A 22,159-nucleotide genomic window follows, 5' to 3' on the forward strand; every position below is an offset into this window, starting at 1 on the left:
TTGACTCCCAAACCCCGTGACTTTATTGATCGACCAACTCGGCATCGGCACTTGCCCCTTGGGCCTCTTCCAGCGCCGAACGCTCATAGATGTCTCCCATCGCCACCACGATTTTGCGTGGCCCCTCGTAGGGATCCCGGGCATGGGCCGCTAACATATTGTCGACCATCACCACATCGCCCCGGCGCCAGTCGAAGCGCACCGCACAAGCTTCGTAGGCCTCGCCGACAACCTTCATTATCTCGTCGCTAATCACGGAGCCATCACCGAAATAGACATTGCGCGGCAGGCGCTCCGGGCCAACCATGCCAAGCAGGTCTTCTTTCACATCAGGCTCAAGGCAGCTGACGTGGTGGAGCTGCACCTGATTGAAGAACACTCGGTCACCGGTCACGGGATGGGTAACTACCGCAGGACAGTGCGTACGTGTCTGCAGCTCGTCATCACCCAACCACTGCCATTCGATTCCCGCTTCTTTGAGCCGCGCTTCCACCTCCTCTTTGCTGTCGGTTTTGAAAAAGTCTCGCCAGCTCACGTCCAGGTTGCGGGTGAAGGTGCGCACATAAAGCAGCCCTTTGCGCTCGAACTCCTCCACCACGTCGGCGGGGAGTTGGCGCAGCATCTCGCGGCAGTCAACGATCGGGGTGGCGCCTCCCACAGGAGAAGGATTCTCGCAGAAGAACAGTTGTTTGCGCGGCCAGCGCTCCAAATGCGAACTTTCGTTGTGATAAAGAATCATCTGGCGCTCGGGATAGGGGGTTGAACGGTAGGTATTACGCCCCCCTTCTTTCTTGGGCAGGTCGCCATAATTGCCGTAAAGGCCCGGCTGGATAGCCTCGGCAAAGGCCTCAAACTCTTGCGGCGTGGTAAGGTCAAAGTTACGGAACAGGATGCCTGCGTGCGTGCGTAAGTGCTGTTCGATGAAGTCACGCTGGGACGTTGCCCACGCCACCGCATCAAGATCAGCATCCGTCGCTTCGATCACCAGGGGAAAGACCCTTTTTTCGTCAAACAACGCCGTTCGTACTGGTGAGTCACTGTTGGTCGAGGGGCGCGCACCTGGCTGGGATTTCAGGCTGCCAAGCTTGTTGAGTTTGGAACCTTTTGAAAGCTTGTTTTGCATAGCGTGTTTCTCCATTAGGGGTAAGCGAAACTCCTCAACGGGCGTGCTGGGAGCTTCCACGATTTGCGCTAGTAGCGACTGCCAGGCACCGGTCAAGTACTCGATGGTTTCGTGTCGATACAAGGCAGTTGCGTAGACCCACTCGACTGATAGTCCGGTATCACTTTCATCAACGAATACCGCCATATCGAACTTCGACTCCTGCCGGGGTTGAGGCATTACCTCCACCTCAAGACCCGGAAGTGAGAACCGCTCGGTTGGCGTGTTTTGTAGTACGAAGAGGGTTTGTATCAGGGGGGAGCGATCGCGCTCACGGCTAATTCCCGAAAGTTCGACAATTCTGTCGAAGGGAACGTCTTGATGGTCGAAGGCATCCAGCATGCTGGTCTGTACTTGCTCGAGCCAGTGGCCGAAATCAAGCTGGCCATCAGCCAAACGAGATCGTAGTGGGATGACATTGACGAAAAAGCCAATTAGCGGCTCGACATCGGGATGGCTACGGCCAGCGACATCGGTTCCCACCACCAGGTCTTGTTGACGTGTCTGGCGATGCATCAATAGCTGAAAACTCGCCAATAGAAGGGTAAATAGCGTGGTGCCACGCTGTGCGGCAAGCTTGTTCAACGCTTGTGATAGGTCTGGACTCAGTGTCATGCTGAGGGCACTACCGGCATGGGAGACTTGGCTAGGCCTAGAGAAGTCCGCTGGTAGTGATGAGAGCGGAGGAGCATTCCTTAGATAGCGACGCCAGAAGGTTGCACTTTGCTCGAAGGCGGCTCCTGACAGTGCTTTCTCATGCCAAGCGGCGTAGTCCACGTACTGAATGCCCAGTTCGGGTAACTCGGATTCCTTCCCTTCCAACAACTCCCCGTACAGAGTGGCAAACTCCCGGATGAATACGCTCGTCGACCAACCGTCGAAAACGATGTGGTGAATGACCAGGACCAGGGCATGGTCATGTGCGCTAAAACGCAGTAAACCCGCCTTAATTAGTGGCCCAGTGGCAAGGTCTAACGGTGTGTTCGCATACTCGGCGAAAGTATCTTGCAGATATCGCTGCTGTTCTTGCTCTGAAAGATCGCTGCAATCCAAAACAGGCAGTTCGATGTTTAGCTGATCTTCGATAACCGCAATGGGATCACCACGCTCACTTTCGGGGTAGTGGGTACGCAAGGCTTCATGCCGCGCAACGATGGCATTAACGGTTCGCTCCAGAACCTCTATATTCAACTCCCCTGTCAGGGAAAACAGCGCTGGAAGGTTATAGGCTGCACGCTCACGGTCGCCCGCCTGACTTGCCAAGCGATCAACCAGCCAGAGCCGGCGCTGGACAGGTGCCAAAGGTAGTTCCGAATTCCGGGGAATCGGCATCAGTGGATTCTTGATAGCTCCCTGACGAAAAGCCGAAGGCTTCGCTAACCGGCGCTCTACTTCACCAACCACATCTCTAAAGCGCGGCTTTTCCATGACCGATCTGGTCGGGAAATCAATCGCCCAATGATCGCTAATGCGTGAAGCCAACTGCACCGCCGCCAGCGAATTCCCCCCGCTGGCGAAGAAGTGGGCATTACTCCCCAGTGGCGTTTCCTTGCTGTCTGCCAGCACTTGGCGCCAGAGCGTCGCTAACGTCTGCTCCGTTTCACTCCCTGGTTCCGCACTAGATTGCGATGATTCTCCAGAAGCAGCGTCCTTATCGTCGCCACCGCTGACAAAATGCCCGAAGGCGTGAATGGCGTAGGCATCCAGGCTGCCCGCTTCCCAGCCTTGGCGGCAGGCGCTGCGCTGTAGCTTGCCGCTGGAGGTTTTGGGCAGGCCACCGGGGTTGAGTAGTAGCGCAACAGAAAGCGGCTCATGGCAGGCGGATCCCACCGCCTCCCTTAATGCCTCGATCAACTTCTCAGCGGGTACCAGCTTCTGCATACCACGGGAGACTTCTGCCGCAACGCCGATCCCTTCGGCGCCTTCCGGTGTTGTCACGGCAAAGGCCGCCACGCGCCCTTTGCGCACGGCTTCCACTTCCGCCTCGACAGCGCTCTCGATGTCCTGGGGGTAGACGTTATTGCCGCGTAGAATGATCAGGTCTTTAATACGCCCGGCGATATACAGCTGCCCTTGGTGTAAAAAGCCTAGATCGCCGGTGCGTAGCCAGCGATCGTCTTGGGCGTCGTGGCCCTGTGCATTGGTATCGTGAGCGTCGCTATCGTGAGCCCCGGTACGTTGCCAGCTAACGCCATCACGGGTAACAAAGGTTTTAGCCGTGGCTTCAGGGTTGTGCCAATACCCCTGTGCCACGCTGGGCCCTTGGACCCAGATCTCGCCGACGTCGCCTTCGGGCAGCGAGTGAAGCCCATCGGGATCGACAATATCGATTGCGTGGCCTGGCTCCGGGGTGCCGCAGTCCACCAGTGTATTGCCTTCCACCGCTGAGGCGGCCTTCCCCTCGGCCAGCGACTGTTGCGAAAAAGTCGTGCCCACCACGCCCGTACTGCGCGGATTACAGCTAACCAGCAGCGTGGCTTCAGCTAGACCATAGCAAGGGGCTGCGGTATCAGCAGAGAAGCCCGCCGGGCAGAAGCGTTCAATAAAGCCAGTGAGGGTTGCGTGGCGTACCGGCTCGGCGCCTGAGAAGGCGACCCGCCAGCTGGATAAATCGAGTGTTTCAATCTGTTCGTCGCGAATACGATCAAGGCACAGCCGATAAGCGAAATCGGGGCCACCGCTAATGGTGCCCCGGTGGCGGGAAATCGCTTCCAGCCAACGTACCGGCCGCTGCAAAAAGAAGGTGGGGCTCATCAATACCGCAGGAATACCGCGATAGAGGGGCTGCAGCAGGCCGCCGATCAGCCCCATGTCGTGGTAAAGCGGTAGCCAACTAACGAAGACATCATCAGCACCAATCGAGAAACCTGTCTCGATAGCGCGCTCATTGGCCATTAGGTTGCCATGGCTGACCATAACGCCTTTGGGCGTGGCCGTGGAGCCTGAGGTATATTGCAAAAAGGCGATATCATCGCGCTTAGGGCGATGCTCGACCCAATGGTCAGCGAGGACCTCGTTTACTGCATCTACGGGGATCAATTCAGCGCTACCGAAGTCCTTTCCCGCTGAAGCAACCAGCTCAATAATCGTCGAAGAAGTGAGCACACAGGCAGCCTGAGAATCATCGGCGATGGCAAACAGACGTGCCAGGTGCTGCTGCTTGGCCGACTCCGGTGGGAAGACCGGCACAGCAATCACCCCGGCGTACAGACAGGCAAAGAACGCCACCACGTAGTGTTCATCGTTATCCAGCAGGATCAAGGCACGCTCGCCCACAGGGAACCGTTGTTGTAGCTCGCTGGCCAGGGCACGTGAACGTCGCTCCAGGGTGGCGTAGTCAAGCGTGGTTTCACCCTGAGCATTCACCACAGTCAGCGCCCTGTCGTTGGGCCTTTCCCGGGCCAGGCGACTTAAATGCTCGACATAGCTTCTAAAAGCGTCATTGCGACTAGCATCGTTATGGGACGGGCGGCTGTTCACTGTCTGAGCGTGCCTAATATTCATATACGTACCTGCTGGAGTTCCTGGCCGTGGGGTAAAGTGTTGCGTTCAGTCGTTGGAGAGGTTGCCGTGACCTTCCGCCATGGCGACAACGACTTTGCGCGGCCCTTTAAACGGCGTTCGTGCGTGGGCGACCAACATATTGTCGAGCATCAGCACATCGCCCGCCTGCCAGGGGAACATCACCGTTTCCTCGGCCATTACGCCGCGGATCTCATCGAAAATGGCATCGTCAATGGGGCTGCCATCGGCAAAGAAAACGTTGCGCGGCATGTCTTCGGGGTCGAGCATCTCTTCCAGCGATTCACGTACTTCTGGCTGCAGGTTGGAGACATGGAAAAGGTGGCCCTGGTTGAACCACACCGGCTCACCGGTGACCGGGTGAGTCTCTATGCCTTGGCATAGCTGGGTGGTACGCAGGTCGCCGTCGGGTTTCCATTCGCAGCGAATCCCCGCGCGCTGGCAGAATGCCTCCACTTCAGCGCGGTCTTCGGTGTTAAACACCTTTTGCCAAGGCATATCGAAATCGCCGTAGTTGCGTACGTAGAGAATCCCGGGGGCAAAGCGCTCACGAATCTCTACCGGCATACGGCGGTAAATGGCACGGCTATCGGCTATCGGCGTCTCTCCCCCCTCGGGTGACGCGGTGACACAGTGGAACCAGATTTTCATCGGCCACTCACGGGTATAGGCCTGCTCGTTGTGAAGGGGAATATGTTGATGGGCGGGGTATTCGGTGGAGGTATAAATACCCGATGACACCGCTGAGCGTGGCGTCGAGGCGAACTCGTAGCTCAGCAGCGGATGGCCAAAGGCGGCGGCAAACTGTTGAAAATCATCAACGGCGGGAACGTCAAAGCCTCTCAGTAGCACGCCGCCCACTTTGGTCACTAGTGACTCAATATCCGCACGCAAATCGTCGAAGGCTTCCAGCAGCGGCTGCCCTGGGTAGGCGGGGGAAATCATCATGGGCAGCTCAGAATCAGCTGGCCCCTGACGTTGGGATATGGCGTTGGTTGGGTGCGTTAGTGTTGCGCTTTGGCTGTCCATTATTGATCTCCTAAAAAGTCATTGAGTAGCGTTAACCTTGGGCATAGCCTTGATCGCTATAGCCCGAGTCGAGATAGCTTGTGTCGACATAACCCAGGGCAGCGGCATAGCCACTTGGCGCTGGCAGCGGCCATGCCTGCAGAGGTGATGACACGGGAAGCGAGTGCTCAAGGTGATAGGTGTTCGGTTCTGAAGAGGACGTAATAGAGAGCGACTGCAGATGATCGGTAATCCCAAGGCCCAGGGTTTTGAGCACCGCCTCTTTGACCACCCAGCGCTCCATAAAGGGGAGATTGGCGCCGCTAATGTGATCACGCTGCTCGCTAGGCGATAGAACCAACCCATGCAACGGCGCCAGTTCGTCCTCGGGTCGGCGACGCTCAATATCGACCCCCACCGCGCCGCCGGGAGCGAGCGCGATCAGGGCGACATGGCCAGAATGGGAGACATTGAAGGCAGGCCCCTCAGCGTTTTCCAGCTCGGGCTTACCGTAGGCGTTTTGAGTAAACACCAGCTTTTCTGGCGCTATACCGGTGTACTCAGATAGCAGACGCCGCAGAGCAGCGCGTGTTGCCATGGCCCGGATGGCATCGGCGTGATGGCGAAACTGCTGGGCACGCTGCCACTCGGCTCGGCTCAGCAGTTGATCGTCGTCGTCGGCCACCGGGGCATTCAGGTCGAGCGCCAGGCACCAAACCTCAAGCCCCTCGGGCACCCCTTCAGCTAACCGCAGGCGCTGCATGGGGCACCTCCTCAAGCCGCCGGGTCAGCGCACGTTCTATGGTCTCCAGCACTTGCGCTTGCTGCTGGCGAATAAAGAAGTGGCCGCCTTCGAACCAGTTTAAAGAGAACGCCCCACCCGCTTCCCGCCGCCACGCTTCCAGACGCTCTTCCTCGATATCGTCTTCACGCCCAGCGAGTACCTGTAGGGGGTAAGCAAGCGGCGACCCGCCGCGATAGCGGAAACTGCGGCAGAGGCGATAGTCCGCTGCTAATACGTCCAGGGTAAGGCGCAGCAGTTCAGGGCTTTCGAAGACTTCCTCAGGAGTGCCGCCCTGTTGGCGCAGATCCGCAATCAAGGCCTTATCGTTATCAAGCCCCGCCAAGCGTTCTGGGTCGCGCATTGAGGGCGCCGCGCTGCCTGAGGCGAATAACATCCGTGGCTGAGGGCGCCCCACATCGCGCAAGCGTGCCGCCATGCCGTAGGCCAGCAGCGCCCCCATGCTGTGGCCGAACAGGGCAAAATCACCGCGCATCCGTGTTGCCTGCTCTTCGCACAGCCGCACCACCTGGGTCTCGAAGTCGTCGATAAGCGGCTCACCCAGGCGCTCGCCACGCCCAGGCAATTCGACGGGATACACCTCGACCCAGGCGGGCAACTGGCGCTTCCAGCGCAGATACATGGTGGCGCTGGCCCCGGCGCAGGGCAGGCAGAGCAGCCTTAAACGTTTAACCGGCATTCACCTGCTCCGCCTCGGCACTAGCTTGCTCATCCATCCACTGGCGCAGTGACAGTGGTCGCATATCGGTCCAGGTCTTTTCGACGTAGTCGAGGCAGGTTGGCTTATCGCCGAGCACACCGGTATCCGTCCAGCCAGCAGGAATCGCTTTCCATTCCGGCCAGAGGGAGTACTGCTCTTCGTGGTTGACTAATACGCGGAAGACAGCATCTTCACGATCAAAACAGCTTGTCATGGGTAGAACCTCACCGTTTCCTAAGGAATGAGAAATAAAACGCAATTGCTTCTCATTACTTAATGACGTGTGAGGAACCAGAAAATTTAATGTCGGGAAGGAAAAAATAGAAAGAATGCGGGCGGGGGCTAAACGGCTCTAGCGCTTAAAAACATGAAAGGCGTCAAACCATCAAGGAGGAAAACCAGGGGCACAAAAAAACGGAGTGGTTAAAAAGCAGCGAGTTATCAGTTGCGCTCATCACTGCGCGGAATCATCCCCGTGAGCAGCCAAAGCTGTTCTGCTTCATGAAATACTCGGCGATGCTGGGAAGAGTCTGCCAACCATGCATTCAGCGCTTCGCGATCAGCGTCGCTCAACGTCTCTTCATGCTCTCGCATCAGCCAGTCAATAGCAGTTTGCCAAACGGCATCGTCGCCGCTTTCATTATCCATCGTTACTGTCAAACCTCGCTATTGCTGTCCGCTCAATACTTGCCTGGGGAAGCGTCTAGGCTCTTCGACGCTATAGCCATCTGATGACAGTGTAACAAAGCGACAACAAAGGAGGCATAACTAAAGTGGGCTTACCGCCCTTGCAACGACCGACGGCAATGGGTAAGCGCATCGCGGATCATAAAGTTAACCGATGTGGTGGAAACCTCTAATTGCTGGGCCACTTCCCGCTGGGTATGGCTTCCCGAACGGTAGAGTTCAAAGGCACGGCGGGTCCGCTCAGGTAGCTCATCCAACGCTTCAACCACCTGGGCCAAGGCCTGGCGATCAATGGCAATCACCTCAGGCGAATGCGAAGCGCAAGAGGTGTTATCTCCCTCCTCTTCTTTTGCAAACAATGCAGACTCAAAAGCGGAACGGCGACAGCGGTCAATGGCGAGGTTACGCACTACCCGTGACACGTAGGATATGGGCTGCTTTACCTCAAAAAGGGTGGTTGCTTCTGAAATTTTAAGATAGGCATCCTGTACAACATCATCGGCTTGATCAGTATTGCCCAATACTTTTGCGGCGACACAGCAGAGCCGGGGTCGCTGATTAACGAAGATATCCTCTAACTCAGCATTCCACGACTGGGTACCCACGGTTTGGCCTCCTGCCTTGATTAACACCACGGAATAAATAGCAATAGTTATTATTTGCGTTAAATGGCAGTAAGTCAATCGGTGAGCGCCAACCCACTTTTGATAAGGATATGCTTGTTGTTACCCAGCGGCACATAGACGCCACCGCCTTGAGAATCGCCAGTAGCCCCCAACCACCATCTCTATGAAATGCTCAACAGCGATGCCTACCCACAGATGACATCTTCCCTGATTTTCAGGGTAACCGCTCCCACGATATTCTCGGTAACCTGAGCTTCCAACTAACCGAAAACCAGACGCTTGACCTCAAGGCCTAGCTGTATGAATCCGGCTATGAAGACGATAAAGGGGTCTATTTTCCCAATCTGACCTCGTCGACGCCCAACTTGCGAGAGGCTGAAATCCATGATGGTTTCTCGGCCGACCGGGAGCCGAAAACCGACCGCCGCATGCTCAACGCCAACTACCATCATGCGGATTTCTTTGGGCAGGACCTGTACCTTCAAGCCTATCATCGTGAAGAGGAATCAAGCTCCCATCCATTCCCCTACCCGGATGATGATGGCAACTATTACTTAACCACCTCCAAGCAGAACACCCCCTCAGCGGGCTCGAGACGCTGATTTCATCGGCCATCTGCGATACCGTCATCCTGGATTGTGGTCTGGATATCGACCGCGAGGAATTCAATGCCAGTGCGCTTTCGCCCCGCTTTCATATGCGGGGCTTTTTAATGGATAGGACGACGACAGCCGACGTTCTCCCCTCTTATCACCCAATAAACAAGAAGTCTCCGCAGCATAGCCTTTCTTCTCCAGGCTCACGCGATATTGACTTCGCCTTGATACTATCCATAATACAAACAAAAATAATTAATATTCGCATAAAAAGACATGTTAATGTTTGGAGATTATTCGTGAATCACCTCACTTCTTGCAAGCGGAGGCTCGCGTTCCTGGGATGCCGAACAAGGCAAACGTCATCCTCAACGTCAATCTCGTTACAGCCTATGCTTACACAAGCCACTTAAACCAGCTCTCGCCATGGGGTGACTATCGCCTCAGTGATGTCGGTCTACCCAGGCTGAAACTGGGTGTTGGTATACGCTCTATCCGTGGTGACGATGGCACTTCTTTATCCGCAAAACACAGGCATGATTTTGGCATATCAAAAAAAGACGTTAGATCGCTCTGTACGTCATAAAAGCATGGCCTTATTGATCGCGTTGCTCATCAGTTTCTTAATGAGTAACGCATCAACGGCCAGCGATGAAAACCACATAGCGCCCTTGGCAACGTTTGATTTCGCCATCGCAGAGACCCTCAATGCGATTGGCCACCCGCCTAAGTTCCTGTCGGGCCTTGAAGGATACGAAACATACTCACGGCAAGAGGGGGTTCTCCCCCATGCCACCAACCTCGGCTATCGCCACCTCCCTAACCTTGAGTTGCTTGCAAGCGACCCACCACAGCATATTCTGATTTCACCGCCTGCTCATGTCAGCTTACTCCCACGGCTCAGGAAAATTGCTGATGTAATGGAGTACCCACTTTACAAGTACGCCGATGCTGATGGCCCCAATAACGACTGGGAAACGATCAAGGAGATGACACGTCAGCTTGGCGATTTGGTGGAAGAGCCTGACGCGGCAGAACACTATATCGAACAAGCCAGCCGCCACTTCACATCTCTCAAGCAAGCGCTTACGGATATCGACTCGCCTTTGTTAGTGGTACGCCTGATGGATGAGCGTCACGCCCGTGTGTACGGCGAAGGAAGCGTTGAAGGCATGATGTTAAATCGCCTTGGCCTCGAGAACGCCTGGCAGGGAGATCTAGGCCGATGGGGAATGACCACCGTCGGCGCGACATCTCTGTTTGATATTGATGCCAAATTGGTGTTTCTGGATAGCCCCTATGGTCCGGACGGCGGTGTGAGACAACTCCTCTCGGATGGCCAGTGGCGACATTTGCCAGCCGTGAAACAGGGACGCTATACGATTATCCCCGTCAATTATTGGTCCTGGGGAGGCTTACCTGCCGCCCGGCGTTTTGGCGACAATCTTGTTAGCCGCCTGACTGAAACCGAAAACATCGATAGTGCTTATGCAGATACAAGTCGGTGATCATCACTAGTAAGGTGTATAGGCTTTCGCATGATGACGTCCTCCGCTGCCAGTCTCGTCGCTCGGCAGCGCAAACCCTAGCCATGCTAGACTATTGACCATATTGCTGCTTTGCTCTGGAGACCTACCGTGACGGATGCCCACCGCCGTAAGCTCCCCATCGGGATTCAGACGTTCTCGGATATCCGCGAGGGCAACTATTACTACGTCGATAAAACCCCGCATATCGAGCGCCTGATTAACCAGAACAAATACTACTTCCTCTCGCGACCGCGCCGCTTTGGTAAAAGCCTGTTGCTGGACACCCTGCGTTGCCTGTTTGAAGGTCGCCAGGCGCTGTTCGAAGGGCTGTATATCCACGATAAGTGGGACTGGCAGCAGCGCTACCCGGTAATTCGTATTAGCTTCGCCGATGGCGTGATGCAGAGCCGTGAAGGGCTGGACGAGCGTATCCGTGAGCAGCTAAGGGTTCAACGCGAGCAACTCGGCATTACCCAGCACCATAAAACCGACATACCCGGCGAATTTTCCGCCCTCATCCGCGCCGCCCACCAGCAGTACGGCCAGCGGATAGTTGTGCTCATTGACGAGTATGATAAACCGATTCTGGATAACATCCTCGTACCGGAGCAGGCCCGAGAACTGCGCGAAGGTTTGAAGAACCTCTACAGCGTTATTAAAGATGCCGACCCACACCTGCACTTTGTGCTGCTGACCGGTGTTTCCAAGTTCAGCAAGGTCAGCCTTTTCTCGGGATTGAACAACCTCAACGATATCACCCTGGATGCCCCCTTCAGTACGATTTGCGGCTATACCGACGAGGACATCGATACGGTGTTTACCTCGGAACTCCCCGGCCTTGATCGTGAAGCAATTCGCCAATGGTATAACGGCTACCGCTGGGGTAGCAGCGAGATAGCCTCTGTCTACAACCCATTTGACGTGCTGCTACTGTTTCAGAAACGCGAATTCGGCCCTTATTGGTTTGAGTCTGCGACCCCGACGTTTTTGGTCGACATCCTCAAGCAGCGCGGGGTGTTTACCCCCTCGCTGGATCATTGGGAAACCGAGTACGAGCTGCTCAGCCAGTTTGATGTTGACCAGATCAGCACAGAAGGCCTGCTGTTTCAAACCGGCTACCTGACCATTCAGCAGGTAGAAGAGCCCCTTGTAGGTTATCGACAGTACACACTGGGCTTTCCTAACCGCGAAGTCGAAACCAGTCTCAACCATGCACTGTTGCCATCGTTGGGGGTCGAGAACGCCCCTCGTGAGCGCCGAACGCTGTTTCGGCATTTAAGCCAGCACGACCTTTCCGGGTTAGAAGTTCACCTCAAAGCGCTTTACGCCGGTCTCCCCCACGATTGGTACCGCAACAATCCCATTGCCAAATATGAAGGCCATTACGCCAGCGTCTTCTACAGCCACTTCGCTGCCTTGGGGCTTGACGTAACCGTGGAAGATGCCAGCCACCACGGCAAGGTAGATATGAGCGTGGACTTTGGTGGCCATATATACCTGTTCGAGTTCAAGGTGGTCGAGCAACTGCCAGAAGGCACCGCCCTGGCGCAAATCAAACACAAAGGCTATGCCGATAAACACCATGCCTCCGGCAAACCTATACACCTGATCGGTGTGGAGTTTTCAGGCGCCCAGCGCCAAATTGTGGCGTTTGACGTGGAGACCTTGGCGTAGCCAGCGGCTAATAGCCACTGTCACCGGCGCTTCATGGATAGCGATTTATAGTGAAACTACCAAGCGCCCAGCAAGACACACCAGTTACTCTACTCAGGGTAATAACACTCGAGGCATAGCCTGCTTGCAGCCCACCCCGAGCGACATAGCCAACCGATAGCGCGCTTGCGCAAAGCGCAGTCACGCCCGCGTGATTTTTTTCCATTTCTTTGTTAAAAATGAGAACTATTAGCACTAGAATGGAGCCATGGTCATTAACGCATCGCTAGGAGTGATTCATGTTCGAGGTCAAAGGTGCCACCTTCGAAATCAATGGCAAGCCGATTCTAACGCCCATTGAACATAGCTTTCAGGAAGGCAAGATTTACGGCCTGATCGGCCATAATGGCTCGGGCAAGTCGACCTTGATAAAGCTCATGGCCCAGCAGCAGCCTACCAGCCAGGGAGAGATCTACTTTGACCAGCGCCCGCTGAGTGATTGGGGCAACCGCGAGTTCGCTCGCCAAGTCGCGTATTTACCTCAACACCTGCCCAGCGCTGAGAGTCTTACCGGGCGCGAGCTGGTGGCCTTTGGCCGCTACCCTTGGCACGGCCTGCTGGGGCGCCACACCCAAAAAGACAAGGACGCTATTGACCGCGCCATTGCCCTCACCCACACCGAGGACTTCGCCGACCGTCTGGTCGATACGCTTTCCGGCGGCGAGCGCCAGCGGGTCTGGCTTGCAATGCTGTTGGCACAGGGCAGCCGTTTTCTACTCCTGGATGAGCCACTTGCAGCGCTGGATATCGCCCACCAGATCGAAGTCCTGGCGCTGATTCGCAAGCTGTGCGATGAGCTAAACCTCGGGGTGATTATCGTGCTGCACGATATCAACATGGCCTCGCGCTACTGCGATGAACTGATGGCGCTTCACAGCGGCCGCCTACTGGCCTGCGGCTCCCCCAATGACATGATGTGCGACAGCACCCTGGAAGCGATTTACGGGCTCCCCATGCAGGTCATGAAGCACCCGAACGGGGAGCACAATATCGCCGTGGCGCAGTGACGCGCCAGCCTTTCCAGCCAGTTACATGGCGTTTGTGCAATGCTGAATTTCATCTGCCATCTGGTTGAGCAGCGCGTCGTAAAGCTCGGGGCCAGGCGTTAGATCAACGCCCAGGGGGTCCATGACGCCGATATAGGCATCGGTATCGCCAAAGACTGATTCAACAATTTGCGGATTAAACTGCGGCTCGCTGAAGACGCACTGAATGCCCTCGTCGTTGACCAGCGTTTGAATGGCCTCAATGCGGGCGGGGCTGGGTGAGGAGGCATCGCCGATGGAAATAGCCCCCGCTGCCGACAGATTAAAGGCCTTCTCAAAATACTGATAGGCGTCGTGAAACACGATAAACCGCGTGCTATCTCTGTTGGCCAGGCGCTCGGCGATGTCTTGCTCGAGCGCTTCGAGTTGTTGTTGACTGCTTGCCGCGTTTTTACGGTAGTAATCCGCGTTTTCCGGATCCAGTTCACCAAGCTGCCGGGCAATGGCGTCGAGCCAACGCCGCGCGTTGTCGGGGTCCATCCAGCCATGCGGGTCTTGCCCGTCGTGGTGGTGGTCATGACCATGGTCGTGGTCGTGGTCGTGGTCGTGGTCGTGGTCGTGGTCGTGGTCGTGGTCGTGGTCGTGGTCGTGGTCGTGGTCGTGGTCGTGGTCAGCGACATCGAACGTCGCGCCTTCGCGATAGGCAAAGGTGTTGATGTCGGGTACGCGCATCAGCTCCAGGTGCCTGGCGTCGCTGGCCAGATTCTCCACCGGGCCTGATAGCCATGGCGTGAGATCATTGCTTACCCATACGACCAGATCGGCATTATCCAGGGCGTCTGCTTCCGAGGGCCGTAGTGAATAACCGTGGGGGGATGCGCCGGGCTGAATGAAAAGCTCGGGTGACCCACGATCACCCATCACCTTGGCCACCAGTGAATGCACCGGGGGGATATCCACCGCCACACGGGGAACATCGGCCAAGGCCGTCAAGGGAAGGCCCACCAACAGCGGTAAGGCGTAATGTGCCAAGCGATACGTCATGGCTCTCTCCTAATGGTCAACAGCAGGTAAATAATCGTCGTCTTATGGTCAGGCGCTTTTGGCCGCACTTTGTCTTGGCCGCCCACACCATATATGTTATAACATAACAATTAATACGTAAGCTAGAGTTTGCCTGCTGATGCTCCAATCTATTACCCCTAGCGCTCCCCTTTTGCGTGCCTGTCAGCTCAACGTGCGCATCGGGGGAAAACCGATTCTTGAAGACATCCACCTGGCGCTGCATCGCGAAGAAATCGTCACGTTAATTGGCCCCAACGGGTCGGGAAAATCCACGCTGGTCAAAGCGTTGGTGGGCGCCATCAAGCCAACGTCAGGCCGTGTGGAAATCGACGCGGACCTGCGCATCGGCTACGTGCCCCAGCGGCTGCACCTGGACCCAACGCTACCCATCACCGTCTCGCGTTTCATGAACCTGCCCCGCCGCCATCGCCGTGACAATGTGCATCAAGCGTTATCGAACGCGGGCGTCGAGACATTACACAATGCGGCGATGAGCCAGCTGTCCGGCGGGCAACTGCAACGGGTGTTGCTGGCCCGTGCGCTCATCAACAGGCCCGATATCCTGATTCTCGACGAAGCCACGCAGGGGCTTGACCATCGGGGCATCGCTGACTTCTACCAGAAGATAGAAGAGGTACGCCAGTCCTATCGGTGCGCGATCTTGATGGTTAGCCATGACCTGCATGTGGTGATGCGTACCGCCGATCATGTGCTGTGCCTGAACGGCCGCGTCTGCTGCGAGGGCAAACCCGAGCGGGTTGCCTCCTCCCCAGACTATCAGGCGTTATTCGGCGAGCAGACAGCCCAAATGTTAGCCCTGTATCACCACCATCATGAGGAGGTAGCCGATGCTGGATGATTTCATGTGGCGCGCGACCCTGGCGGGCCTTTTCGTTGCCCTTGCCGCCGCGCCCCTCGGTTGCTTTGTGGTCTGGCGGCGCATGGCATACTTCGGCGATGCGACGGCTCACGCCGCCATTCTTGGCGTTGCGTTGGCGTTGGTGTTCAACCTATCCATGTTTGCCGGGGTATTAATGGTCGCCCTCACCATGGCGAGCTGCGTCACCTTGCTGAGCGGGCGGGGCTACGCCATGGATACCCTGCTGGGGGTCATGGCCCACTCGGCCCTGGCGATTGGATTGGTTGCCGTTTCGTTTATCTCAGGCGTGCGTATCGACCTCAGCGCCTACTTGTTCGGCGATATTCTGGCCGTTGGCAAAGACGATCTATGGGTCATCGGGGGCGGCACGCTGATGGTGTTGGCGTTACTCGGCTGGCGCTGGTCGGCACTGCTGACCGCCACGCTCAGCGATGAGCTCGCCCATGCCAGCGGCATTCAGCCCCGCCGGGAGCAGCTGGTGCTCACGCTGTCCCTGGCGGTGGTGGTAGCGGTTGCCCTCAAGGTCGTCGGCGTGTTGCTGATTGCCGCGTTGTTGATCATTCCCGCCGCAACGGCGCGGCCCTTCTGCCGGACCCCTGAAATGATGGCGCTGGTGGCGGCGGGCATTGCGGCATTGGCGGTCACCTCGGGGCTTAAAGCGGCTTACCTCTTCGATACCCCGACCGGCCCGACCATTGTCACCCTGGCCGCTGGATTTTTCCTGCTATCGACGATCGCCATGCAAGGCGTGCGCTACCTAGGTCAGCGCTAAACAGGTCAGCGCTGATCAGGTCAGGTGGTTATCCCAGCGGAGCGCCAGGCTGGCAAGCAGTTCAGGCGCTGGCGTGTCAGGCGTTACCCGGTAGAGCCCGCCCTGGCCGGAGGAGACCAGAAAGCCGCCGTTGCCATCGCAGCGGGCGCCGGCGGCGTCGGGCAGTGCCAGGTTGGCAACAAGCCTGCCTTGGGCGGCATCCAGCAGCAGTACCCGGTTGCCGCGCGGGGCAGTCACCAGAACATTGGTCGAAACACGGCTGAACGCGACGCTGGCGGTGTAATGGTGCAGGCTGGCGGTGACTTCATCGGGCAGCGCCAACTCTGAAAAGTGTCCGGCGGCATCCAGGCGGCAGATCAGCGGATGGGTCTCCCACTCAGGGCCTTCGAACTGATAACCCGCAATCACCGTGCCGTCCGCGGCCACGTCCAGATGACGGCAGCTTAGCTGGTGGTGTGAAGGCGCGTGGCGGGCCAGGATTTCGCCGCTATGGCGATCCATCAGCACCAGCGCCGGCGCCATGGTGTCCAGGTTGAGCTTTACCCGGCCGTAGTCGGGGTGGGTCTGAATGCCGCCCAAGCCAATGACCAGGGTGTCACCATCCGGCATCAGCCGCAGCTCGTGAGGGCCAATGCCCTCCAGCGGCATATCACGCACATGGGCGTAGCCGTTGGCAGCGTCGTAAACCCGCACCAACCCGGCGCTATCCGCCAGACGATTGGCGGTGACATAGAGGTAGCGCCCGCCCGGGTCGAACACGCCATGCCCGTAGAAGTGGTAACCCTCCCCGGCGTCGATGGTGTGGGCGAGTTGGCGGCTGTCGCCGTCGATCACATGCATCCGCGTGCCGGGGCGGCGGGCGAACAGCACCGCCTGGCGGGAGTCCGGCCGCAAGCAGCCGCCGTGGCAGCGCTCGGGCACCTCGATCATAAACCGGGCCTGGCCATCCAGCGCCACCCCGGCGATGAAATGCCCACCACTGGCGTCATCCACCGCGCTAAACAGCCAATCCACTTCCTCACGAGCGGGCAGCGCCCAGCTCAGCGGGGTCAGCGCCACGGCCATGCTGCCCAAGCCTACCTTGAGTACCTGGCGTCGCTGCATGGCTCAATCCCCGTCGCTGGAATTGAAGCCGCGCACCAGCCCCAGTTCAGCGGCTATCTCGTTGCCCAGCAGGTGGCGTAGCTGGCTGATATCGAGGTAGAGCGACTGCAGGCCGCGAAACGCCGCTTCGTCGTCCAGGGCAGACACCAAGCCCGACGGCTGTTCGCTGGCCTGAGCGAGCGTCTTGTCCAGCTGATCACGAAACGCCTCGGCGAGCGGCAGCGCACCAGCCTCACGCAGCTGCGCGGTAAGGCCGGGCAGGAAGCCGGTACGCAGTCCCTCCAGGCTGCTCTCTACCAAACAAACCGTTTGCCCACTACGCCAGGCTTCCGCCAGGTAGCCGTTGGCGGGGGCGCCTTTAAGGCCCATGGGCTCCCCGAGGCGCTTATCTTCAAGCAGTTCAAGGGCCTGGATAGCGCTCGCAAGGGTGGTTTCGGTGTAGTCAGAAGTATCAAGATAGTGCTCACCAAAGGCCTGCCAGTCGCGATGCAGGGCACTGGTGGTATCCGCAAGATGGGTCGTGATGGCCTGCATGAGTGCACAGGCATTCGGCTCGCCAAGGGCCTGCTGGTCCATGGCATCGTCATAAAGCAGGTACTCCAGGGCGGGAAAGCCCTGAATCGCCACGCTGTCACCGGCAATCACCTCGGCATCCGGCGCGTCGGGCGCTTTCAGCCAGCCGTTCACCTTGCGGCCCACCAGGTTCTTGCGATCCGGCCAGAACTGCAGCTGCCAGCCCCGGCTGTTCTGCTCCACCGGGCCAAACTGGATAAAGCGCACCGCCTGCCAGGCCTGATAGGCGCTCAGCCAGTCATCTTCCAGCCGCTGCCTGAGTGCTTCGTCGGGGCCCTGACAGAAACGCGCGGCGCTAGCCTCCAGCCGCTCGGAGGCGGCGCTCAGCTCGGCGTACTGCATCTCCACGGCGCTGTGCCACATCTCCCGTGGGGTGGTGTTCTCCGTAGCAAAAGAAAGCGGTGCCGCCAAAAACGCACAGGCCAGCAAACCCAACCGTCGAAACGCAGCCATCATCTAAACTCCTTGGCAATCAAGTCTTTCAACCATTCAACGCCCCTTACAGGGATTCAAGAAAACGAATGAGTTCAGCGCGCTGGTCTTCGGGCAACGCAAGGTAGCCCTGGGTGGCCTCGTCAGCTTCGCCACCGTGCCAGAGAATCGCTTCTTCAAGGGTGCGCGCACGGCCGTCGTGGAGAAAGCCTGCGCGGGGGTTAACCGTTTTCGCCAAGCCGATGCCCCACAGCGGCGGGGTGCGCCATTCGCGGCCATCGGCCTTGAACTCGCTGCGATGGTCGGCCAGGGCATCGCCCATGTCGTGGAGCAACAGGTCGCTATAGGGCCATATGATCTGATCCGCCAGCGCCGGGCGTGGCGCATCCGCCGCGGTGCGATGACGGGGCGTGTGGCAGCTGGCGCAGCCCAGGGCATTGAACCGTTCAGCCCCCTGCTTCACCGCCGGGTCGTCCATATTGCGGCGCATGGGCACTGCCAGGCTGGAGGCGTAGAAGGTCACGAAGTCGGCCACGTCATCGCTTACCTCGGGTGTGCCGCCGTTGGGGAAGTTATCGCAGCCCTGGCTCGCCATGCAGTCGGTTTGCGGTACCAGACTGGACGTCAGCCCCATATCGCCCGCAAAGGCGTGCATGCCCTGCTGCTCGATGCTGGGCTCGCCGGCTTTCCAACCGAAACGCCCGACCACCGTGGTCCCTCGACGCACGTCCCACACCCGGTTAGCACGGCCGGAAATGCCGTCGCCATCGGCGTCGTCAGGGTCGGCGGCCGCCAGCAGATCGGCGTCGGGAATCGCCGCCAGCAACCCCAGGCCAATCATCGGCGGTGCCAGCCGTGGCGAGGTCTGCAGATCCTCGGGCAGCTCGCCGTAGGCGGGCTCGGCAATCGAGTAAAGCGGCTCCTGGAGCGTCACGCTGGTGCCATCGGCAAACGTCACCTCCCGAGGACGATACTCGATCAGCATCTTGGCCTCCGGTTCGGCACCGCTGATGGCCGCCGTTTGTAGCTGCAGGCCATAGTTGGGCACGGGGAGCGCGCCGCGCTGCTCCAGAACCTCCGGCTCCGCTTGCTGAGGAGGCAGCGAGAGGCGCAGAAACAGCGCAATGGGACTCTCATCCCCTGTCGGTGGATGTCCCCGGCCATCCTTTATATGGCAGCCCTGGCAGCTATTGGTATTGAAGAGCGGGCCCAGGCCATCACGGGCCTCGGTACTGGCGGGGGCCGCCACCCAGGGGTTGCGGAAGAAGCTATTGCCGACGCTGAAATCCAGCCGCTTGGTCATCGACATATTGCCCAGCGGCAGCGAGTAGGCATTGTGGTCGAACTGTTCCACCGACCCGTCGCCACCGCTCATGGGCGTGGTCTGAATGGGATAATCCTGGTCAGGTGATTCGGCTGCCTGCGCGGACATGGTCATCAGCACCAGCAGAAGACCGGATAGCGAACACCGGCTTGGCGAGACACGGAATAAGCGGTACATGGGAATACCTTGAGGCGGATGTCGCGTAACACGAAGCGCAAAAGCCGCACGGTGACGAAGCCACCGGCGGCTCATGGGCATCAACAGGTTGAATTAAAACTGATGGCCAGCGTCATCTGGCTGCAGGGACGTCACGCCCAGCTCGCCGGCGGCCTGTTCGATGGAGCCCGTTTGCGCCACCAGGGTGAGAATCGCGTCGTTGATCAATTCGCTGCCCTGCTCGTTACCAGGGGCAATCATCATATCGAAGGCCATTGGCGAGCTTTCCGCCTCAGCCGCCTGCTTGATCGCATCAAGGCGCGCCATGGTGGCGTCGAGCTGCTGACGAAGCTCATCGGCCAACTCGCTGTCTTCCTGCGCCAGCAGGTCTTCGAGGGAAGGCCCCTCGACCACGCTGCCGTCAAGGCGCTGATAGGTGCCGGTGTAGATATTCTGAATACCCTGACCGTTGTAGTAGTGGGAGTTGTGGGTATTGTCACTGAAGCAGTCGTGTTCATCCTCGAATGAGTTGGCTTCCAGCGCTACCTTCAAGCGCTCGCCGGCTAGCTCGCCAAGCGACAGCGACCCCATGCCAAACAGCATGCGCCGCAGGCCTTCCTGATCGCTCTCCGCCAACAGTTCCTGGCGATAGTTGTCTTCGCTGTCCGGTGCCCACTGGGCGACCATCCACTCAAGATCGTCGACCAACAGATCGGATACTGCATCCAGGTAAGTACGGCGGCGGTCGCAGTGACCATGGGTGCAGTCGTCGCCGGTTTGATAATCGCTCACCGGGCGCTCGCCGTTGCCTGCTTCAAAGCCATGCAGATCCTGACCCCAGAGCAGAAACTCGATGGCGTGGTAGCCGCTGGCGACGTTGGCTTCCGAACCGCCAATTTCATTCAGGTCGGCGAGGAGTTCTGGGGTGATCTCGCTGACGTCCAGGCTCTCGCCGCCGACAGTGATTTGCTCGTTGGCAATGATATTGGCGGTGGCGCCTTCGTTACCCAGTTCGTGCTGGTAGTCATCGCCTTCGACGTAATCGATCATGCCCTCATCGAGAGGCCAGGCATTCAACTGTCCTTCCCAATCGTCGACCACGGCATTGCCGAAGCGAAACACTTCACTCTGCTGATAGGGAATACGCGCTTGCAGCCAGGCTTGCTTGGCGGCCTTCAGGTTGTCGTCGGTAGGGTTGGCGAGCAATTCGTCGATGCGCTCGTTCAACACCTCGGCGGCGTTGAGCGCATCGGCGTAATTGGCATGGGCCAGATCGGCGTAGTGGTGCACCACGGCGTCGGTGGTGACATCGTTGCTGGCAAAAGCGGCGAAAGGCATCAAGGCGCCCAGCGCAACAATGCCGGCGAGAGGCCGACGGGGCATGACGGCGGACATGGCAGTATCCTTTTGTTAGTAGCGTGATAGCGGGTCGTGGAAGGTACCGGCACCTGGCGCGATGCCGCCCCCATAAACTGAATGTAATCGATTAGCTTTTGAGATTCAATCCCACCTACTACTTAACCAGATCAGCCGATTTGTTTCATCGCGTCTTTTTGCTTACCGTCACTGTTTCAGACCCTGGAAACACCGTCATGCTCGACTATAAATTACTCAAAGCGCTGGCCACCGTGGTGGAATGCGGGGGCTTCGAACGTGCCGGCGACGTGCTGGGACTCTCGCAGTCGGCCGTTTCGCAACGGGTCAAAGCTCTCGAAGTCCGTCTGGGGCAGCCGGTGCTGGTACGCCACCCTCACCTGGCGCCCACCCCGGCGGGACAGCGGCTGTTGACACATTACCAACAAGTCCAGCTACTGGAACGCGATCTGCGCGGCTCGCTGCCCACCCTGGATGACCCGGCTCCCCGCCTGCGTATTGCGATCAATGCCGATAGCGTCGTGACCTGGTGGGCCGATGCCATCGCCGATATCTGCGAGGCCGAAGGGCTCTTGCTTGACCTGGTGATCGAAGACCAGGACGTCGGCCTCAAGCGCCTGCGCGATGGCGACGTCGCGGCATGCCTGTGTGCGACTCCCCAACCCATCGCCGGCGCTCGCTGCCTGGCATTAGGCGACATGCATTACCACCCGCTTGCTTCCCCGGCCTATGCGGCGCGCTACTTTCCTCACGGCCCTAGCGCGGACGCTTTCCTACAGGCACCCGCCATTGTCTATGGCCCCCATGACCAGTTGCAGCACCAGTTTCTTGCCCAATGCGGCTACCATGGCCGCTTCCCCTATCATTTATGCCCCTCATCGGAGGGCTTTATGCGTCTGGCAGCGGCGGGCATTGGCTACGGCATGATGCCGCAGCTCCAGACCCATGCGCTGATGCAAAGCGGCCAACTGGTTAGCATTGCCCCGGGGCAAACCCTGAGCGTCCCGCTCTACTGGCATTACTGGCGGCATAGCGGCAATCTGGTCGAGCGACTGACCGAACGGCTGGCACAGGTCGCCTTGATTTAGGTCATGCGTTTTTCTGATATCTGCGTCAAACCCTTTCTACACTTGCACTTATCGTCATCT

18 protein-coding genes are annotated in these 22,159 nt (G+C 58.2%); 6 read left to right on the forward strand and 12 right to left on the reverse strand.

The features are described from left to right. Positions 1-22: 22 nt before the first annotated feature. The 7 genes from QC815_RS00525 to QC815_RS00555 form a co-directional block, all read right to left on the reverse strand. On the reverse strand, positions 23-4,666 hold the full coding sequence (locus tag QC815_RS00525; RefSeq protein WP_230446161.1) for a condensation domain-containing protein: 4,644 nt from the start codon (positions 4,664-4,666) through the stop codon (positions 23-25). Positions 4,667-4,711: 45 nt separating this feature from the next. After that, positions 4,712-5,632: a TauD/TfdA family dioxygenase gene (locus QC815_RS00530; protein ID WP_230446160.1), complete on the reverse strand. Its 921-nt coding sequence runs from the start codon at positions 5,630-5,632 to the stop codon at positions 4,712-4,714. A 112-nt stretch (positions 5,633-5,744) separates the two neighbouring features. Beyond that, complete coding sequence (locus QC815_RS00535; protein WP_309766381.1) at positions 5,745-6,455, reverse strand: 4'-phosphopantetheinyl transferase family protein; 711 nt, start codon at positions 6,453-6,455, stop codon at positions 5,745-5,747. Next, positions 6,433-7,173 (reverse strand): thioesterase II family protein, encoded by a 741-nt coding sequence (locus QC815_RS00540; protein WP_253022856.1) that lies wholly within the window; start codon positions 7,171-7,173, stop codon positions 6,433-6,435. The genes QC815_RS00535 and QC815_RS00540 overlap by 23 nt, the downstream gene beginning before the upstream one ends. Next, positions 7,163-7,408, reverse strand: a complete 246-nt coding sequence (locus tag QC815_RS00545; protein ID WP_230446157.1) for an MbtH family protein — start codon at positions 7,406-7,408, stop codon at positions 7,163-7,165. Before QC815_RS00545 ends, QC815_RS00540 begins: the two co-directional genes overlap by 11 nt. A 227-nt stretch (positions 7,409-7,635) precedes the next feature. Further along, positions 7,636-7,842 (reverse strand): FecR/PupR family sigma factor regulator, encoded by a 207-nt coding sequence (locus tag QC815_RS00550; RefSeq protein ID WP_309766383.1) that lies wholly within the window; start codon positions 7,840-7,842, stop codon positions 7,636-7,638. A gap of 131 nt (positions 7,843-7,973) precedes the next feature. After that, positions 7,974-8,486 carry an RNA polymerase factor sigma-70 gene (locus tag QC815_RS00555; protein ID WP_230446155.1) on the reverse strand — a complete coding sequence of 171 codons (513 nt, stop codon included), beginning with the start codon at positions 8,484-8,486 and terminating at the stop codon, positions 7,974-7,976. Between the two features lie 1,123 nt (positions 8,487-9,609). On the opposite strand from QC815_RS00555, the gene QC815_RS00560 reads away from it, so the two are divergent. From QC815_RS00560 to QC815_RS00570, 3 genes are all read left to right on the forward strand, one after another. Then, on the forward strand, positions 9,610-10,611 hold the full coding sequence (locus QC815_RS00560; RefSeq protein WP_230446153.1) for an ABC transporter substrate-binding protein: 1,002 nt from the start codon (positions 9,610-9,612) through the stop codon (positions 10,609-10,611). 129 nt (positions 10,612-10,740) lie between these two features. Next, positions 10,741-12,306 carry an ATP-binding protein gene (locus QC815_RS00565; RefSeq protein ID WP_309766388.1) on the forward strand — a complete coding sequence of 522 codons (1,566 nt, stop codon included), beginning with the start codon at positions 10,741-10,743 and terminating at the stop codon, positions 12,304-12,306. 278 nt (positions 12,307-12,584) lie between these two features. After that, positions 12,585-13,352, forward strand: a complete 768-nt coding sequence (locus tag QC815_RS00570) for an ABC transporter ATP-binding protein (RefSeq protein ID WP_199283829.1) — start codon at positions 12,585-12,587, stop codon at positions 13,350-13,352. 21 nt (positions 13,353-13,373) lie between these two features. On the opposite strand, the gene QC815_RS00575 is transcribed toward QC815_RS00570, so the two are convergent. Beyond that, a complete protein-coding gene (locus QC815_RS00575; RefSeq protein WP_309766391.1) occupies positions 13,374-14,375 on the reverse strand; it encodes a zinc ABC transporter substrate-binding protein in 1,002 nt (333 codons plus the stop codon). Positions 14,376-14,514: 139 nt separating this feature from the next. Here QC815_RS00575 and QC815_RS00580 point away from each other — a divergent pair, with 139 nt between their 5' ends. Together QC815_RS00580 and QC815_RS00585 are read left to right on the forward strand one after the other, a co-directional pair. Further along, entirely contained in the window at positions 14,515-15,255 is a 741-nt protein-coding gene (locus QC815_RS00580) for a metal ABC transporter ATP-binding protein (RefSeq protein WP_309766392.1), read from the forward strand. Beyond that, complete coding sequence (locus QC815_RS00585; RefSeq protein ID WP_309766394.1) at positions 15,245-16,048, forward strand: metal ABC transporter permease; 804 nt, start codon at positions 15,245-15,247, stop codon at positions 16,046-16,048. Before QC815_RS00580 ends, QC815_RS00585 begins: the two co-directional genes overlap by 11 nt. A gap of 15 nt (positions 16,049-16,063) precedes the next feature. Here QC815_RS00585 and QC815_RS00590 read toward each other — a convergent pair whose 3' ends face one another. From QC815_RS00590 to QC815_RS00605, 4 genes are all read right to left on the reverse strand, one after another. Continuing rightward, positions 16,064-17,152: a DUF1513 domain-containing protein gene (locus tag QC815_RS00590; RefSeq protein ID WP_309766396.1), complete on the reverse strand. Its 1,089-nt coding sequence runs from the start codon at positions 17,150-17,152 to the stop codon at positions 16,064-16,066. Between the two features lie 3 nt (positions 17,153-17,155). Beyond that, the gene (locus tag QC815_RS00595; RefSeq protein WP_309766398.1) at positions 17,156-18,181 is read right to left on the reverse strand and encodes an imelysin family protein; all 1,026 of its coding nucleotides are present in this window, start codon (positions 18,179-18,181) and stop codon (positions 17,156-17,158) included. A 43-nt stretch (positions 18,182-18,224) separates the two neighbouring features. Beyond that, a complete protein-coding gene (locus QC815_RS00600; protein ID WP_309766400.1) occupies positions 18,225-19,658 on the reverse strand; it encodes a di-heme oxidoreductase family protein in 1,434 nt (477 codons plus the stop codon). A gap of 93 nt (positions 19,659-19,751) precedes the next feature. Then, on the reverse strand, positions 19,752-21,032 hold the full coding sequence (locus QC815_RS00605; protein WP_230446145.1) for an imelysin family protein: 1,281 nt from the start codon (positions 21,030-21,032) through the stop codon (positions 19,752-19,754). A gap of 197 nt (positions 21,033-21,229) precedes the next feature. On the opposite strand from QC815_RS00605, the gene QC815_RS00610 reads away from it, so the two are divergent. Then, positions 21,230-22,099 (forward strand): LysR family transcriptional regulator ArgP, encoded by an 870-nt coding sequence (locus QC815_RS00610; protein WP_230446144.1) that lies wholly within the window; start codon positions 21,230-21,232, stop codon positions 22,097-22,099. Positions 22,100-22,159: the final 60 nt, after the last annotated feature.

The organism is Vreelandella gomseomensis, assembly GCF_031451645.1.
GTDB classification, from domain to species: Bacteria; Pseudomonadota; Gammaproteobacteria; order Pseudomonadales; family Halomonadaceae; genus Vreelandella; species Vreelandella gomseomensis.

Bases quoted from the DNA above. Each gene is read 5' to 3' on its own strand.
- QC815_RS00605 (WP_230446145.1), bottom strand. From the start codon at position 21,032: ATGTCCGCCGTCATGCCCCGTCGGCCTCTCGCCGGCATTGTTGCGCTG.
- QC815_RS00545 (WP_230446157.1), bottom strand. From the start codon at position 7,408: ATGACAAGCTGTTTTGATCGTGAAGATGCTGTCTTCCGCGTATTAGTC.
- QC815_RS00600 (WP_309766400.1), bottom strand. From the start codon at position 19,658: ATGTACCGCTTATTCCGTGTCTCGCCAAGCCGGTGTTCGCTATCCGGT.
- QC815_RS00595 (WP_309766398.1), bottom strand. From the start codon at position 18,181: ATGATGGCTGCGTTTCGACGGTTGGGTTTGCTGGCCTGTGCGTTTTTG.
- QC815_RS00535 (WP_309766381.1), bottom strand. From the start codon at position 6,455: ATGCAGCGCCTGCGGTTAGCTGAAGGGGTGCCCGAGGGGCTTGAGGTT.
- QC815_RS00575 (WP_309766391.1), bottom strand. From the start codon at position 14,375: ATGACGTATCGCTTGGCACATTACGCCTTACCGCTGTTGGTGGGCCTT.
- QC815_RS00580 (WP_309766392.1), top strand. From the start codon at position 14,515: ATGCTCCAATCTATTACCCCTAGCGCTCCCCTTTTGCGTGCCTGTCAG.
- QC815_RS00585 (WP_309766394.1), top strand. From the start codon at position 15,245: ATGCTGGATGATTTCATGTGGCGCGCGACCCTGGCGGGCCTTTTCGTT.
- QC815_RS00560 (WP_230446153.1), top strand. From the start codon at position 9,610: ATGGCACTTCTTTATCCGCAAAACACAGGCATGATTTTGGCATATCAA.
- QC815_RS00610 (WP_230446144.1), top strand. From the start codon at position 21,230: ATGCTCGACTATAAATTACTCAAAGCGCTGGCCACCGTGGTGGAATGC.
- QC815_RS00570 (WP_199283829.1), top strand. From the start codon at position 12,585: ATGTTCGAGGTCAAAGGTGCCACCTTCGAAATCAATGGCAAGCCGATT.
- QC815_RS00540 (WP_253022856.1), bottom strand. From the start codon at position 7,173: ATGCCGGTTAAACGTTTAAGGCTGCTCTGCCTGCCCTGCGCCGGGGCC.
- QC815_RS00525 (WP_230446161.1), bottom strand. From the start codon at position 4,666: ATGAATATTAGGCACGCTCAGACAGTGAACAGCCGCCCGTCCCATAAC.
- QC815_RS00590 (WP_309766396.1), bottom strand. From the start codon at position 17,152: ATGCAGCGACGCCAGGTACTCAAGGTAGGCTTGGGCAGCATGGCCGTG.
- QC815_RS00530 (WP_230446160.1), bottom strand. From the start codon at position 5,632: ATGATGATTTCCCCCGCCTACCCAGGGCAGCCGCTGCTGGAAGCCTTC.
- QC815_RS00550 (WP_309766383.1), bottom strand. From the start codon at position 7,842: ATGGATAATGAAAGCGGCGACGATGCCGTTTGGCAAACTGCTATTGAC.